A 14,161-nucleotide genomic window follows, 5' to 3' on the forward strand; every position below is an offset into this window, starting at 1 on the left:
AGACACCAACGGTAGACACCGGCAGTGAACGACGTCCTTATCACGCCGGGACGCAGCGGCCACCGTTCCGTTCCGGACCCGTCGAAGGAAACGCCAACCGTAGCGAGGCCTTCGAACAACGGGGGTACGGCCGAGCAGCATGTCGAAGACGGCCGCGCAGGACGACAATGCTCAGTGGAGAGCGACCCGCGTCGGGCCGATCCGTGACGACGCCAGGTCCGAGGCGAGCCCGGCAGCCGCGGACAACGCCTCGGCGACGGCCGACTCCAATGCGGCCTGGTCTCCGGTCTCGAGAGCCGCGGGATCCACGCGTACCGCATGAATCTTTCCCATCCCGCCCACGGTGACGGTCACGGTGCCGTCGGTCGACTGGGCGCTGACGGTTTCGATCTCCAGGTCCGCACAGTCCTGGCTCATCTGCAGTTCGATGTCCGGGGAGTGCAGGAGCAACTGCTCGACCTGCTCGGTCGAGCGTATCCGTCTGATCGCCATCGCTGTCCTCCCCATTGCTTGCAGCCATGTCACGGTATGTGCGGACGAACGAAGGGTAGCCGCGGATTGTTGACGGCCACTGGAAGGGCTGTTCAGAAGTACGCCGGTAACGGCAGGCGGCAGACGCCTCTCGGTGCGTCCGGCCCGGTCAGCGGCTCCCGGCTCGTGAGCAGTACCAGGCTCTCCGCCGAGTGCGGCATCAGGTGCCGGGCCTGCGACCAGTCCGCGACGCTGTCCAGCACGACCAGCAGCCGTTTTCCGACGGTCAGCACCCGGTACCGCTCGATCAGGCTGTCCATCGTCTCCCGTTCCGCGATCGCCCGGCCGCCGAGTTCGCGTACGAGAGAACGTAGAGCGTCGATGGCCGGAAGGCCGGCGTCGCCGCGCAGGTCGACGTAGAGCCGGCCGTCCGGGAAATCCCCGGCTGACTGATGGGCGAACTGTCGCACGATCGCCGACTTGCCCACTCCGGGCCGGCCGTCGACCGCGATCACCATGGCGCCGATACGTGAACTCTCCCGCAACCCTTCGACGAGCGCCTGCAGAAGGGGACCGGCACGGTCCGACATCCTCCGGTGGACCTCCCGTAGCGCCGGCCCGGGGCTGATACCGAGTTCCCCACGGAGCCGCTCGCTCACCTCCCGGCGATGGGCCACGGCCTCAGCCCGATGTCCCGTGGCGGCGAGCACCGCGACGAGGCTCGCATGGACCGGCTCATGGAAACGGCCGATCCCCGCGGCCGTACGCAGCGGAACAAGAACCTCGGACGCGCGGCCGAGGCGCATCGCGATCCCGGCGGCGCGGACGGCGACGTCGAGCATCTCCCCGTCGACGCGAGCGAACACCGCCGTGGCGACGGCGCTGCTCGACACCAGATCGCCGGTCTGCCCACGCCACAACCGGAGCGCTTCGAGGTAGCGGTCGAGCGCAACCCCGGGGTCGCTCTCGGCCTCGGCAACCAGGCGCCGGAACGCGGCCAGGTCGAGTGTCTCCGCCGTCGCCACGAACCGGTATCCGGAGCCGTGCCGGCACAGGTACGACCCGGATGACCGGGGCGGGATTCCCGGCTCGAGTATCCGCCGCAGCGATCCGACACCCTTGTGGATGGTGTTGACGGCGGTGGCGGGAGGGTCGCTCCCCCAGATCTGGCTGACGAGTTCGGTGACGCCGACGGGCTGGCCGTCACGGACGAGGAGGAGTGCCAGCAGACATCGCTGCTGGCGTGGTCCCAGATCGAGTTCGGTGTCGCCGCGCCAGACCCGCAGGGGTCCGAGCACGCGCATCCTCAGGGCCGGTCCCATCACCGGACGCACCCGGCCGCGACGGTCATGGGCCCCGCGCTGAGGTCTCTCATGCTGTGGGGGCTCCCGCCTCGTCTGCTTCCTCATCGGGCCGTTACGGCGGGTGGTCGTCGAGGAGCCACCGTGGCGGGAAACGTAATCGCGCGGGGTTGACCGGCTGTGGACCGGGATCCAGTTCTCATCAAGTGATGGTCAAGAGCCTCGAATTACTTTCTAGGCTCCATCGGCGGCGGGCTGCCGACACTTGACCGGAACGGAATTGCCTCCATGAAGACAAACATCTTACTGCGCACTGCGCTCAGCTCCGTGCTGGCGATTTCGGCGAGCCTGTTCGGGCTGGAATCCGCCGCGCAAGCAGCCTATATCTGCCAGGACGGCGAGGTCTGCATCTACGCCGAGCACAATCTCAGGGGCAGCGTGCTCATCGTCAAGACCGGCACGTGGAACTTCACCAGCAACTGGCATTTCGCCGACGGCACGCCCGTCAACGACAACGCGTCGTCCATCATCAACAAAACCGATCACACCGCGTGGATCTACACGGACTTCAACGCCCAAGGAGGGGTGTACTGGATCAACGTGGGATACACCCGTGAGCTGGACGGTCAGGGCTACTGCATTCCGGACAACTCCATGTCATCGATCATCGTCTACGGCAAATAGATTTGCCCGGACCCTCGGCTCACGCCGGCCGCCAGATCCTCGTGAACCGTTTCGGATCCGCGCCGTTGTCAGAGGGGATTTTCCGCGAAGGCCAGGACGGGGAAGTGAGATGAGCGTTGATCTACGGCGCAGGACGGTGAGCCTGGTAGGCAGGAACCCCGCCGCGACGGCGCCGGTCGGCAGGCTCACGCCGGACGGCACCGGCTGGATCGGGGCACACGGTGGGGCCGGTGTCAGCACGCTCGCCGGGCTGCTCGGCGGCGCCGACCTGGGCTGCCGCTGGCCCGACCCGGACCGGGCCGAGCCGGCCCGGGTGTTCCTGGTGGCGCGTACCCATGCCAGTGGTTTGCAGGCGGCATCGCAGACGTTGAACGCGATGCGCGAGGGACGGCATCCGTCCGGAATGGAGCTCGTCGCGCTGGTCCTGGTGGCCGACGCGCCCGGCTCGCTGCCGCGCGCCCTCCTCAACCGGGTACGCGTGCTGCGTTCCGTCGCGCCGGTGCAGCGGATTCCGTGGATCACCGAGTGGCGGCTGGGCGAGCAGCCCCGCCGGCTGCCGAGGCAGGTGGACCTGCTCGACCGGCAGCTCCGGGAACTCGGCGTCGCGCAGTGAAGCCGATGAAGCTCGTGAGCGCCGTTCTCGTCCTGGTCATCGTGTGGTTCACGGGGATGAGTCCCGCGTACGCCCTGGCGGAGCCCTTGCCGACCACGAATCCCGCGCCGGCGCCGACCACGGAACCGGCGCCCGCGCCGACTGCCACCGCCACGACGTCGCTCACCGCCGCCGCGCCGGGTGGCATGGGATGGCAGGGTCCCGGCTCGGGGATCTGGAAGGTTCATCTCGAGAACCACGGCGCGTACACCATCAAGACGTGCGTCGGCAGTGACACGACGGCCGCGCAGGGCAGCAAGGACGGCCCCTGCCACGGCGGCATGCTGGCGGGCCAGCAGCACCATTTCTCGGTTCCGTACACCCCCGGCGACCACCTCGTCATGTATCTGCACGTCCTCCACGGCCCGATCAAGCGGGACGTCGATGTGACAGGCGCCCAGGAATGCTCCCTGTCCGGCACGGTGCAGGCGGCGAAACTCGTCTGTGACAGTTTCAAGGCGGTGACGGCGGATCCGGTTCCGCCGCCTACCATCCCCACCTACGATCCGTCCCAGGCGAAAGGGAGCAACGGCCTCCCGTCCCAGCTGAATCTTCTGAACCTGCTGGCCTGGTGCATTTCGGCGGCGGGCGTCGCCGGCCTGATCGTCATCGGTATGCAGCTCGCGCTGCAGGTCAGGCGGGGCGTACCGGGCTCGATGGCGGAGATCCGGCAGGAAATCCTGATCGTGGCGATCTCCTGCTTCCTCGCGATGTCCGCGGGCCCGATCGTCGCCTTCCTCGCCATTCCTCTCTGGTAGCCACCCCATTCCGATCGGAGTCAATGATGTCCTTTTCCACGAATATGGCCGACGTCCTGTTCAGGGCGATCCGGCTCGCCGCGGTCCCCCAGCCCGACGCGGGCGGCAACGCGCCCGACGCTCTGATCAACATGGTCAAGCTGGGTCTCAACCTGATCGCCTGGGCGGGCACGGCCGCCGGGGTGGCCGGAGTTCTGATCACCGGCACGGTGATGGCCATCTCGCACCGCCGCGGCGAGACGTCCGAGCACATGAGCCGGCTGGGCATGGTTCTCGGTGGCTGCATCCTCGTCGCGGTCGCCGGCCCCATCGTCCAGTTCGTCTTCGACTTCAACGCCGCCAAGTAACCGATGCCGGCGATGTTCAGGGGCAGGGAATCACGCGACGCCGAGGAGCAGCCGTTCTGGCAGCAGATGGGCTGGCAGCTCTCGGCCGCGTTCGTCGCGGTCGCGGTGATCGGCGGCGGCACGGTCGTGGCGCTGGGCGCCGGCACCGGCGACGCCGCACCGGCGGCCGCGGGGCCTGCTGGCGCAACGGTCCGCATCGATGCGGCGCCGGGTTCGCGTCCCGAGGGTTGCGCCACCGACGACTCGAGCCAGAGCACCCCGGTGCGTCCCCCTGGCGACGTCACCTGGAGCCAGCTGAATGGGGCGCCGGTCCCGTTGTCCGCCTCGGCCGGCCCGACGATGACCAGCAGCCCGATCCAATGGTGCTTCGCGCACACCCCGATGGGCGCCGTCATGGCGGCGAACGTCATCCCCCGGCAGATGAGCGGCGACTCGTGGGCGGCCGTCGTCGATCAGCAGGTGGTCGACGGCCCGGGACGGGACATCTTCGTGGCGATGCGCTCGTCGGTCCCGGACTCGCCGGTGAAGTACGGCGGCGGGCTCCTGGCCGGATTCATGCTGCTCGCCTACTCCCCGGAGATCGCCACGGTACGGGTGCTGATCAGGTCGGCGCAGGTCCAGGCCGCCACGGACTACACGGTCGCCTGGTCCGGCGGCGACTGGAAGATCAGCGCGCTCGCCTCCGGTGACCTGCACACGCCGATCTCACCGGTCTCCGGACTCGACGGTTTCATCATGTGGAAGGTGTGAGATGGCACAGTGCGCCACCGGAGACGCGGTGTACTTCGGCACCCTGTCCGGGGTCATGGAGTTCTTCGACTCGGGCATCGACGGCATCCTCGCGAAGATCGCCACCGCCATCATGACCGCGGCGGCCAACCTGTTCGAGGACGCCGCGGACAAGGTACCGACCCTGGCGCCGAACTCGGCGGAGCTCAACGAGAAGATCGGGTTCCAGATCAACTGGCTGGTCCTGCTGATCGCCGTGGCCTCGCTGTTGTTCGCCGCCGGCCGGATGGCCCTGGAACGGCGGGGTCAGGCCGGCATGACGGCGCTCAAGGGCATCCTGCGGGTCGTCCTGGTCGCCGGCGCCGGATCGTTCGTGCTGGTCGAGTTGGCCACCCTCTCCGACCACTACACCTCGCACCTGTACGAGGCGGGCGTCAAGGCACAGCTCAAATCGATCGCCAGCTGCGGCAACAGCGGCATCGCGACGTTTCTTCTGATCATCATCGGCCTGCTGCTGCTGATCTCCGGCGTCATCCACATCATCCTGCTCTACCTGCGGCTCGGCGTGATGACGCTGCTGTTCGGCACGCTGCCGCTCGCCGCCTCCGCCTCGATGACCGAGTGGGGCTCCTCGTGGTGGCGCAAGCACATCGCGTGGATGGTCGCCTGGCTCGCGTACAAACCGGCGGTGGGTCTCGTGCTGTACGCCGGCACCACCATGATCGCCGCAACCGGCACCAGCGCCACCCAGCAGAAGATCGCCGGGTGCGGCGTCCTGTTGCTCTCCGCCGTGGCACTCCCGGCGCTGCTGCGGCTCATCGTGCCCGCGATGGCGGCCCTCGGCTCGGGTGACCCGACCAGGTCGGTGCTCAGCGCCGGGGCCGCGGCCACCGGTGCGGTCGCGACGGCCGGCGGGAAGCTCGCCGGCATGGGCCGCGGAGCCGCCGCCGGCGGCGGCCGGGGAGCGACCGGCGCGGCCGGGGCGGCCGGTCCTTCCGCAGCGGCATCGTCGGGTGCCGCCGGGGCATCAGGCGCCGGTGGTGCGCGGGGCGCTTCCACCGCGGGCAGCCCGGCGCGGTCGAGGCTGGCGACCGCCGGGCGCACCGCGCTCGGAGCGGTCGGTGGTGTCGCGACGGTCGCGGGGCTGGCGGCCTCCGCGGCGAACAAGGCCAATGCCGCCGTCGCGCACGGCTCGAACATCGCGCGCAGCGCGTTGCCCGGCAGCCACGACGGCGCCGACAACTAGCCACACACCGGCAGGAGAACGGAAGACGTGAGTACCGAGATCATCAGAACGCGGACCTACGGCAACTGGAGCCGGCCGCGGAAAGCGGGACTGGGCTCGTTCGGCCTGGTCGGCACGGTGGGTGTGTTCGGCGGGCTGGTGCTGATCCTGCTCGCGTCCATGTTCTCCCTCTCCGCGGCCGTGGTGATGGCGTTCTTCGTGGCCGCCTTCGTCGGCCCCCTCGCCATCCGCACCCAGGACGGACGCAACATCTACAACCTTCTTGCGGTACGCGCCGGATGGTCGCGCCGCAAAGCGAACCGGAGCACCGCCTACGCCTCCGGGCCGTTGTCCGCCCGTCCGGGCGGTCGGTTCCGGCCGCCGGGCATGCTCAGCCGGGTCACGATGACCGAGGGCACCGATCCGTACGGTCGTCCCTTCGGTGTCCTGCACCACCGCCACCGCGACCTCTACACGGTGGTGCTCAGCTGCGAGCCGGACGGCGGTTCGCTCGTCGACGAGGACCAGGTCGACGTCTGGGTGGCCCAGTGGGGCGATTGGCTGGCACGGCTCGCACACGAACCGGACCTGCGCGGCGCCTCGGTGATCGTGGAGACCGCACCCGACCCGGGGACCCGGCTCGCCAACGAGGTGTTCACCCGCATCTCCCCGGATGCGCCGGCCGCGGCCCGCCGGGTGATGGAGGAGGTCGTCGAGCGCTATCCCGAGGCGTCCTCCGAGATGAACACCTACGTCACCCTCACGTACGGCCTGCGGGGTTCGGCACGCCGGGACCCCGACGAGATCCTGACCGAGCTCGCCCTGCGCATCCCGGGACTGGTCAACGGGCTGGTCAACGCGGGTGGCGGCGCCGCGGCCCCGCTGTCCGCGGGACGCATCGCCGAGGTCGTCCGGGTGGCCTACGACCCCGCCGTCGCCGCCGACGTCCTCGACATCCGGGCCCAGTACGGCGCCACCGGCCTGGAGTGGGCGGATGCCGGGCCGGCAGCGGCGGTCGAGACGGTCGGCGCGTACCACCACGACTCCGGAGTGTCCCGGAGCTGGCTGCTCACTCTCGCCCCGCGGGGAACGGTCCGGTCCAGCGTGCTGCGGTCATTGCTCGACCCCTCGCCGAGCATCCGGCGCAAGCGGGTCGCCCTGTTCTACCGGCCGATCGACCCGGCAACCTCCGCCAAGATCGTCGAGAGCGACCGGCGATCGGCCCAGTTCCTGGCCAACTCCTCGCAAGGTCCGGTGCGAGCCCGGGCGGCGACCGCGGTCGCGGCCGCCGAACAGACCGCGGCCGAAGAGGCCTCCGGCGCCGGCCTCGTGGAGTTCTCCATGATCGTCACGGTCACAGTGGACTCGACGGCGGACATCCCGGACGTCAACGCGACCATGCGTAACCTGCTGGGCGCCTCCCGCCTGGCCATGCGGCCCGCCGACCGGATGCACGCCGCCGCCTTCACCTGTGCGCTGCCGGTCGGCCTGCTGCCCTGGGAACAGACACTCATCCCGCGTGAACTTCAGGAGGCGCTGTGACCGCGCTGGACAGCCTCGGGCTCCCTTCCCTCGGCGAACAGCACCTCGAACCGGACGAGTTGGGCGATCAGAGCCCCCGCGCGCTGCGCAAGCAGGCCCGGCAGCAGCACCGGCTGGACGAGGCCGAACGGCGGCGCCGTATCTACGCCGCCCGGCGGAACCGGGACGACAGCGTCCCCACCCGGGGCTCCTACGCCGCGGGTGGTGGCCGGGTCGCGCCGATGGACCCGCCGGCGATGTGGCGTGCCACCACCGTCCAGGCGTGCGGCCTCTGGCCCTTCGCCTCCGGGTCGGGCGCGCCGACCATCGGCGTGCCGCTGGGCCAGCACCTGTCCACCGGGGCGACGGTGTGCGGCGACCCGCTCAACTGGTTCACCCGGGCCCGCTACATCTCCAACCCGTCGCTGTTCATGCTGGGCATGCCCGGCCTCGGCAAGTCGACGCTGATCAACCGGATGCTCATCGGCCTGTCCGCCCAGGGCGTGGTGCCCCTGGTCCTGGGCGACCTCAAACCCGACTACGCGGACACCGTACGGGCCCTCGGCGGCCAGGTCATCTCGATCGGCCGCGGCATGGGCGGCCTGAACGTGCTGGACCCGGGCGCGATGGGCGCCGCCGCCACCCGGATCGGGGGCCGGGCCGGGGAGATGCTCACCGCCGAGACGCACGGCCGGGTGCTCAACATGGTCGCGGCCCTGCTCAGCGTCGTCCGGGGACAGTCGATCACCGACCACGAGCAGTCGGTGCTCTCCGTCTGCCTGCGCCACCTCCACCAACGCCACCCGGCCGGCACGACCGCCCATCTCGGCGACCTGCTCGCGGTCCTGCAGGAGGGCCCCGACGAGGTACGCCAGTTCACCCTCGACCGCGGTGAGGAGTCGCGCTACCGCGACGCCGTCGACCCCCTGCACCGGTCGCTGCTGGGCATCCTGGACGGCCCGCTCGGTGACACCTTCGCCTCGGAGACGTCCACCCACATCAACCCGGACGCGACCGCCGTCTGCATCGACATCTCCCGCATCGGTGAGTCCGACAGCCAGCTCACCGCCGCGGCGATGCTGGCCGCCTGGTCCGACGGGCTCGGCACGGTGGCGGCGTCGCACGCGCTCGCGGACGCCGGCCTGACCCCGCGGCGGTGGTTCTTCACCGTGCTCGACGAGCTGTGGCGCCCGCTCCGGGCGGCCTCCGGCATCGTCGACCGGATCGACGCCCTGACCCGCCTGAACAGGTCGCTGGGCCTGGCCGACTCGAAGATCACCCACACGCTCAAGGACGCCGAGGCGCTCGGCAGCGAGTCCGACAAGGCGAAGGCCCGGGGCTTCGTGGAACGCGCCGGCATGGTGGTCTGCGCGGGCCTGCCGCGAACCGAGATGGAGGAGCTGGGCAAGGTCGTGGGGATGTCACGCCGGGAGATCGACCTGGTCTCCTCGTGGTCGTCACCGCCCGGCTGGTCGCACAACGGCGAGAACGAGGAGCCGCCCGGCCGCGGCCGGTTCCTGATCAAGGTCGGCGGTCGCCCCGGCATCCCGATCCACGTCGCCATCACCGACATCGAGCGGCACCTGCACGACACCAACACCCGGTGGGTCGCCAACGGCGTGGCCGACGGCATCCAGACCGCCCGCCAGGACGCCCAGGCCGACCTGACCGCCGGAAACACTCTGGACGCCTCGTGAGCAGGAACGGCGGCGGCGACTCGATGGCCTGGCTGATCCCCGGGTTCGCCGCGGCCAACCTCGCCCTCTTCGGCATCCTGTGGCTCGGCGGCACCGTCGCCGCCGCGCTCACCGGGCACGGGTGGCATCCACCGTCCTTCACCGGCGGCACGTACCGGAATCTGCTCGTCGGTGATGTCTCCGCGCTCTGGCCGGGGTCTGCGCCCTCGGTGGTGTACGGCGGGGCGGCAGTGCTCTTCATCGTGCTCGTGACCCCGGCCGTCCTCCTGGCGGCCAAGTTCCGCAAGAAGGGGGGCTCGACGACGAACGGGCTCGCCTCGCGGCGCGACCTGGCCGGCATGCTGCCCGAACAGGCGGCGGCCCGGGCCCGGGACCTGCGCCCCTCGCTGAAGGGGATCCGCAATCCCGCCCCCGACGAGATCGGCAACCTGCTGGGCGATCTCGAACCGAACGGGCCGGAACTGCGCTCCTCGTTCGAGGACGTGGAACTCGACCTGATGGCCCCGCGCGCCGGCAAGTCGACCGGGATCGCCATCCCGCGGCTGCTGCGCGCGAGGGGGGCGGTGCTGCTGACCTCCAACAAGTCGGACGTCTTCACCGTCACCCGGCAGGAACGGGTGAAGGTCGGCCGGGTCTGGACCTTCGACCCGCAGGGCATCGCGCACAGCCCCCGCGAGATGTGGTGGGACATGCTCGCCAGCTGCGACACCATCGAGGGCGCCCGCCGCCTGGCCGGCCACTTCGTCAGCTCGGTCAACGACGACGCGGCGAAGAAGGACTTCTGGATCTCGGCGGCGCAGAACACCCTCACCGCGCTCTTCATGGCCGCCTGCCGTGGCGGGCGATCCGTCGAAGACCTGCTGGGCTGGCTGGCCGATCCGGCCGACCGGACCCCGATCGACATCCTCCGCGACATCGGCATGCCCGCCATGGCGGAACAACTGCAGGGCACGGTACGCGGCGCGGTCGAGACCCGGGACGGCATCTACGAGACGGCCCGGCAGTGCGTCGCGTGTCTGCTGGACCCGGCGATCCTCGCCTGGGTCAGCCGGGACCCGCGGCTCCCCGAGTTCATCCCCGCCGACCACGTCGTCAGCCGCGACACGCTCTACCTGCTCTCCAAGGACGGCGGCGGATCCGCGGCCGGAGTGATCGCCGGCCTCGCCGACATGACCCTGCGCGCCGGCGTGGTCGCCGCCGAACGCATGGGCGGCCGCCTGGACCCGCCGATGACCGCGGTCCTCGACGAAGCAGCGAACGTCTGCCGCATCAGCGACCTGCCCGATCTGTACAGCCACCTCGGATCCCGCGGCATCAACGTCGTCACCCTGCTGCAGAGCTACCGACAGGGAGCCCGGGTGTGGGGCGACGCGGGAATGGACGCGCTCTGGAGCGCCGCCACCGTCAAACTGCTCGGCGCCGGCCTCGACGACGCCGACTTCGTCGAGAAGGTCTCGAGGCTCGTCGGCCAGCACGACGTGGCGACCAAGAGCCGCTCGCGAAGCCGCGACGGCACCTCACACTCGGTCTCCTACCGGCAGGAGCACATCCTCCCCGCCGACAAGATCAGAGCCCTTCCCAAAGGTACGGCGCTACTCCTGGCCACCGGTGTGCGTCCGGCGCTGATCCGCCTGCGCCCCTGGTACAAGGAGCCGGACGCCGCGCCCATCTCGCAGGCGGCGAAGGAGGAGGTCGACGCCATCACCCGCCGCGCCGCCGCGGCCTGGACGCGCTGACGGCGTCGTCAGTCGGCCGGAAGAAAGTCCATGACAGTAGCGGCGAGCGCCAGGAAGGCCTGCCGGGTGGAGCTGCTGAGGCGGTCGTAGCGGACCGCCTCAGCCCCGGAAAGCACAGGATCAAAACCGATGACCACAACCTCACTCGTGTACGGCCGAAGCTGCTCGACCATCCACGCGACGTCCTGCGGATCCGTGTCCGATGCGGTGCACGACACGACAGCGACCGCCGAACGCTCCGGCATGCTCTCCAGGATCCGCAACCCCGCGGCCAGCGCCTCCGGCCGCGAGGTCACCGCGACCACCACGAGATCCGCGACGGTTGCCGCGGCCGACCAGCCTGCCGCCGTGTCGTCGTCGCCCGTGTCCATCACCAGCACGTCGTAGTCGCCGGCCATCCTCCGGCCGAGCGAGACCAGACTGTCCGGTGTGGTCAGCCCGACGGCCAGCAGGTCCTCGCACGCGAGCACGTCGTACCCGTCGCCCCGCGCGTACCGCGGCTCACCGGCGGACACCGCGCCGGTCAGCTCCCACGCCAGCACCGGCACCTCCCTGACCCGGCCGAACGTCGCGGCCAGCGCCGCGGTGACCGTCGTCTTACCGGTCCCGGACACCGGATTGGCGACCATGATCTGCGGGCTGTAGCTCACCGAACGCCGCACACCGGCCACGTGGACCGCCGGATCGACCTCGGGCTCGGGCTCGTCTGCCTCGTCCACGCTGTCTGTCTCGGTCTCGGCCTCGGTCTCGGTGCCGGTTTCGGTCTCGGTGTCAGTCCCGCCGCCGGTCTCCGTGTCGGGCGGGAGCGGGTCAGCGGAAGCCGGATCCGTCTCGCTCCTGGACTCGCCGTCCCAGAGCAGAGGGATCACCCTGCCGTCGGGCATCGTCAGCACCGAGGGTGGCGGCTGCAACGGGACGGGACCCCGTTCCGGGCCGGGTGGCGGGGCACCGTAGTGCCGCGCCCGCTGAGCATTGGGGAACAGCTCCGCCGCACGCAGTGTCATGTCGCTCCGAACCCTTCCCGTCCTCGCACGTCGTTCACGGTCTCGCAGGTGAGACGAAGCCCCGGTGGTCGCGGTTCACGACGACGGTCAGCAGGCGATCGACGTGGGGCTGGCCGTCGTGCCGCCGAGGGCGATGCAGATCCCTCGCTTCGAGGGCTCCCACGAGGCCGAGCCGAGCACCTGGGTTGTTGTCGGCGTTGTAGAACGTCACGACCGCGACCCCGCTGATCGGCGCCATGGACGCGAAGGAGCGCAACGTGTTCGCTGTCCCCGGGGCGGCCGTCACGGTGCCGGACGCCGCCCCACTGGCGACCAGCTTGCCGGTGAAGGTGCCGGTCGCGCAGACCTCCATCGCGTACGTGCCGGGGTTCGGCGTGCACTTCGTCGCGGCCGGGGCGGCGCTCCCGCCGCCGGCCAGTCCGACAGCCACGATCGTGGTGGCGCCCAGGACGCCCGCGAGACCGAGGAGAACGCCGCGCTTGAGGGGATTCATGCGGTCGATGCTGGCGGAGCCGTCTTCACCGCCACTTGATCGGCCGTACCCGCGAATCAAGTGGCCGTCCGGTCAGTAGACCGAGATGTGTACGTGGTTGGTGTGCCAGCCGGACGGGTCGTTGCCGCCGAACGGGTTGTTGTAGGCGTGCCAGCCCTGGGCCGGCGTCCAGATCCGGCGGAACCAGATCACGTACATCAGGCCGAGCCGGTCGGCGTTGGCGACCGCCCACTGGGCCATGGCGTCGCCCTGCGCCCGCTGCGCGCCGGAGGCCTCCCCGCCGGAGGTCATCATGAAGTCGCAGGCCCGGCCCTTCGGATGTTCGCCGTGGTTGTCGACCCGCCAGCAGCCCGGCTTGGGATAGCCGGCCGCCGCCGCGACCCGGACCAGGTGATCGGTTCGCGGGGTGAGGCAGCCGCCGCCGGTCGTCGGGTCGGGCCGGACGGCGCAGGTCTCGATCGGCCAGGAACCGTCCGGGTTGCGTGGCGCCGGCTCGGCCATGCCGCTGGCCAGCGTGACCCGGGAGCAGTCGAGTTCCTGGCCGCCCAGGTCGCGGACCGTGTCGATCGCGGTGGCGGTGTGTTTGCGGTACGCGTCGGGGAACGCGCTGATCTGGACGGTCTGGGCGGCGACGGTGAGGTCCATCGTCTGCCAGCCGCCGACCTTCTCGAGCGCCGTGTAGAACGAGCCGGTGGCGTGCCGGTTGTCGTTGACCTCGGCCCGGGTGCCCCAGGCCGGCGGTGTCTGCTGGAACAGGCCGGACGAGCCGAACCCGTCGGGCTCGGGCGCCGCCCTCAGGGCGCTCTCCTGGGCGGCGGTGGCGATCGCGACGGCCCAGCCCCGGGGCGGGATCGACCGTGCCGCGCCGACGTCGATGATCAGTTGCGCGTTGGCCTTCTGCTCGGTGTCCAGCACCCACGCCGTGCCTTCCGGGGTCAGGCAGTCGGCCGCGCCGACCGTCACCGCGGGGGCGGCGGACTGCATCACGGCCACCAGCGATATCGGGGCGAGGACGGCGAGAACCGCCATGGTGATCATCATCGTGCCGCGGTTTCCGCTCGAATGTGAGAACACAGTTGGCGGACGGTACACAGCGCCACTTGACGGCCCGGTCAGTGAATCTTGACGGCCCGGTCAGTGAATCAGCCCGTGAACCCGGGCCCGGATCGCTCCGTCTCTCCTTCGAGGCGGCATCCCGCACGCCGGCTGACTCCTGCTGAAGGAACCCTGATGACGACAATCCTCGGCGACAGCCCCGTCACCAATCCGCTCGACGGGGTGACCCCGGACATGGGCATCCTCGGGCCCGCGTTCGTGACCACCTGGGCCCGTGTCGCCGGCGCGGTGTGGGCGCTGCTCATCGCCGCCGCCGTCTTCTACCTGGCCGCGGCGTTCCTGTCGATGGCGCAGGCCAAGCGGATCGGCAACGCGCACATGGTCACCGACGCCACCGGCGAGGTGAAGGTCCGGGCCGCCGCGCTGGCCGGGCTGATCGGCCTGCCGGTGATCGTCGGGACGATCATCACCGTGGTCGGCTGACCGG

General features: G+C 70.5%; 15 protein-coding genes. 10 read left to right on the forward strand and 5 right to left on the reverse strand.

The window, feature by feature from the left end:
• Positions 1 to 171: 171 nt before the first annotated feature.
• Both QSK32_RS13780 and QSK32_RS13785 read right to left on the reverse strand, forming a co-directional pair.
• Entirely contained in the window at positions 172 to 492 is a 321-nt protein-coding gene (locus QSK32_RS13780; RefSeq protein ID WP_052720061.1) for a YbaB/EbfC family nucleoid-associated protein, read from the reverse strand.
• A gap of 92 nt (positions 493 to 584) precedes the next feature.
• On the reverse strand, positions 585 to 1,769 hold the full coding sequence (locus tag QSK32_RS13785; RefSeq protein ID WP_169792393.1) for a BTAD domain-containing putative transcriptional regulator: 1,185 nt from the start codon (positions 1,767 to 1,769) through the stop codon (positions 585 to 587).
• A 291-nt stretch (positions 1,770 to 2,060) separates the two neighbouring features.
• On the opposite strand from QSK32_RS13785, the gene QSK32_RS13790 reads away from it, so the two are divergent.
• From QSK32_RS13790 to QSK32_RS13830, 9 genes are all read left to right on the forward strand, one after another.
• Positions 2,061 to 2,456 carry a peptidase inhibitor family I36 protein gene (locus tag QSK32_RS13790; RefSeq protein WP_083448693.1) on the forward strand — a complete coding sequence of 132 codons (396 nt, stop codon included), beginning with the start codon at positions 2,061 to 2,063 and terminating at the stop codon, positions 2,454 to 2,456.
• 109 nt (positions 2,457 to 2,565) lie between these two features.
• Positions 2,566 to 3,069 carry a DUF6668 family protein gene (locus QSK32_RS13795; protein ID WP_285472121.1) on the forward strand — a complete coding sequence of 168 codons (504 nt, stop codon included), beginning with the start codon at positions 2,566 to 2,568 and terminating at the stop codon, positions 3,067 to 3,069.
• A gap of 5 nt (positions 3,070 to 3,074) precedes the next feature.
• Positions 3,075 to 3,866, forward strand: coding sequence for a hypothetical protein (locus QSK32_RS13800; RefSeq protein ID WP_285472122.1), 792 nt, complete (start codon positions 3,075 to 3,077; stop codon positions 3,864 to 3,866).
• A gap of 26 nt (positions 3,867 to 3,892) precedes the next feature.
• Positions 3,893 to 4,213 (forward strand): hypothetical protein, encoded by a 321-nt coding sequence (locus QSK32_RS13805; protein WP_245673768.1) that lies wholly within the window; start codon positions 3,893 to 3,895, stop codon positions 4,211 to 4,213.
• Between the two features lie 12 nt (positions 4,214 to 4,225).
• The gene (locus tag QSK32_RS13810) at positions 4,226 to 4,963 is read left to right on the forward strand and encodes a DUF8175 domain-containg protein (protein ID WP_285472123.1); all 738 of its coding nucleotides are present in this window, start codon (positions 4,226 to 4,228) and stop codon (positions 4,961 to 4,963) included.
• Position 4,964: 1 nt separating this feature from the next.
• Positions 4,965 to 6,188 (forward strand): hypothetical protein, encoded by a 1,224-nt coding sequence (locus QSK32_RS13815; protein ID WP_285472124.1) that lies wholly within the window; start codon positions 4,965 to 4,967, stop codon positions 6,186 to 6,188.
• A 27-nt stretch (positions 6,189 to 6,215) separates the two neighbouring features.
• Complete coding sequence (locus tag QSK32_RS13820) at positions 6,216 to 7,709, forward strand: SCO6880 family protein (RefSeq protein WP_285472125.1); 1,494 nt, start codon at positions 6,216 to 6,218, stop codon at positions 7,707 to 7,709.
• Positions 7,706 to 9,385 (forward strand): putative type IV secretion/conjugal transfer ATPase, encoded by a 1,680-nt coding sequence (locus tag QSK32_RS13825; protein ID WP_245673767.1) that lies wholly within the window; start codon positions 7,706 to 7,708, stop codon positions 9,383 to 9,385. The genes QSK32_RS13820 and QSK32_RS13825 overlap by 4 nt, the downstream gene beginning before the upstream one ends.
• The gene (locus QSK32_RS13830) at positions 9,382 to 11,121 is read left to right on the forward strand and encodes a TraM recognition domain-containing protein (protein WP_285472126.1); all 1,740 of its coding nucleotides are present in this window, start codon (positions 9,382 to 9,384) and stop codon (positions 11,119 to 11,121) included. Before QSK32_RS13825 ends, QSK32_RS13830 begins: the two co-directional genes overlap by 4 nt.
• Positions 11,122 to 11,129: 8 nt before the next feature.
• On the opposite strand, the gene QSK32_RS13835 is transcribed toward QSK32_RS13830, so the two are convergent.
• The 3 genes from QSK32_RS13835 to QSK32_RS13845 form a co-directional block, all read right to left on the reverse strand.
• Positions 11,130 to 12,125, reverse strand: a complete 996-nt coding sequence (locus tag QSK32_RS13835) for a MinD/ParA family ATP-binding protein (RefSeq protein WP_285472127.1) — start codon at positions 12,123 to 12,125, stop codon at positions 11,130 to 11,132.
• Between the two features lie 34 nt (positions 12,126 to 12,159).
• Positions 12,160 to 12,618, reverse strand: a complete 459-nt coding sequence (locus QSK32_RS13840) for a hypothetical protein (protein ID WP_285472128.1) — start codon at positions 12,616 to 12,618, stop codon at positions 12,160 to 12,162.
• A gap of 72 nt (positions 12,619 to 12,690) precedes the next feature.
• Positions 12,691 to 13,647, reverse strand: coding sequence for a VldE C-terminal domain-containing protein (locus QSK32_RS13845; RefSeq protein ID WP_285472129.1), 957 nt, complete (start codon positions 13,645 to 13,647; stop codon positions 12,691 to 12,693).
• A gap of 201 nt (positions 13,648 to 13,848) precedes the next feature.
• Between QSK32_RS13845 and QSK32_RS13850 the strand changes: the two genes are divergently transcribed.
• Positions 13,849 to 14,157 carry a hypothetical protein gene (locus tag QSK32_RS13850; protein ID WP_045739686.1) on the forward strand — a complete coding sequence of 103 codons (309 nt, stop codon included), beginning with the start codon at positions 13,849 to 13,851 and terminating at the stop codon, positions 14,155 to 14,157.
• Positions 14,158 to 14,161 lie beyond the last annotated feature (4 nt).

Source organism: Actinoplanes sp. NBRC 101535 (assembly GCF_030269225.1).
Classification (GTDB): domain Bacteria; phylum Actinomycetota; class Actinomycetes; order Mycobacteriales; family Micromonosporaceae; genus Actinoplanes; species Actinoplanes rectilineatus.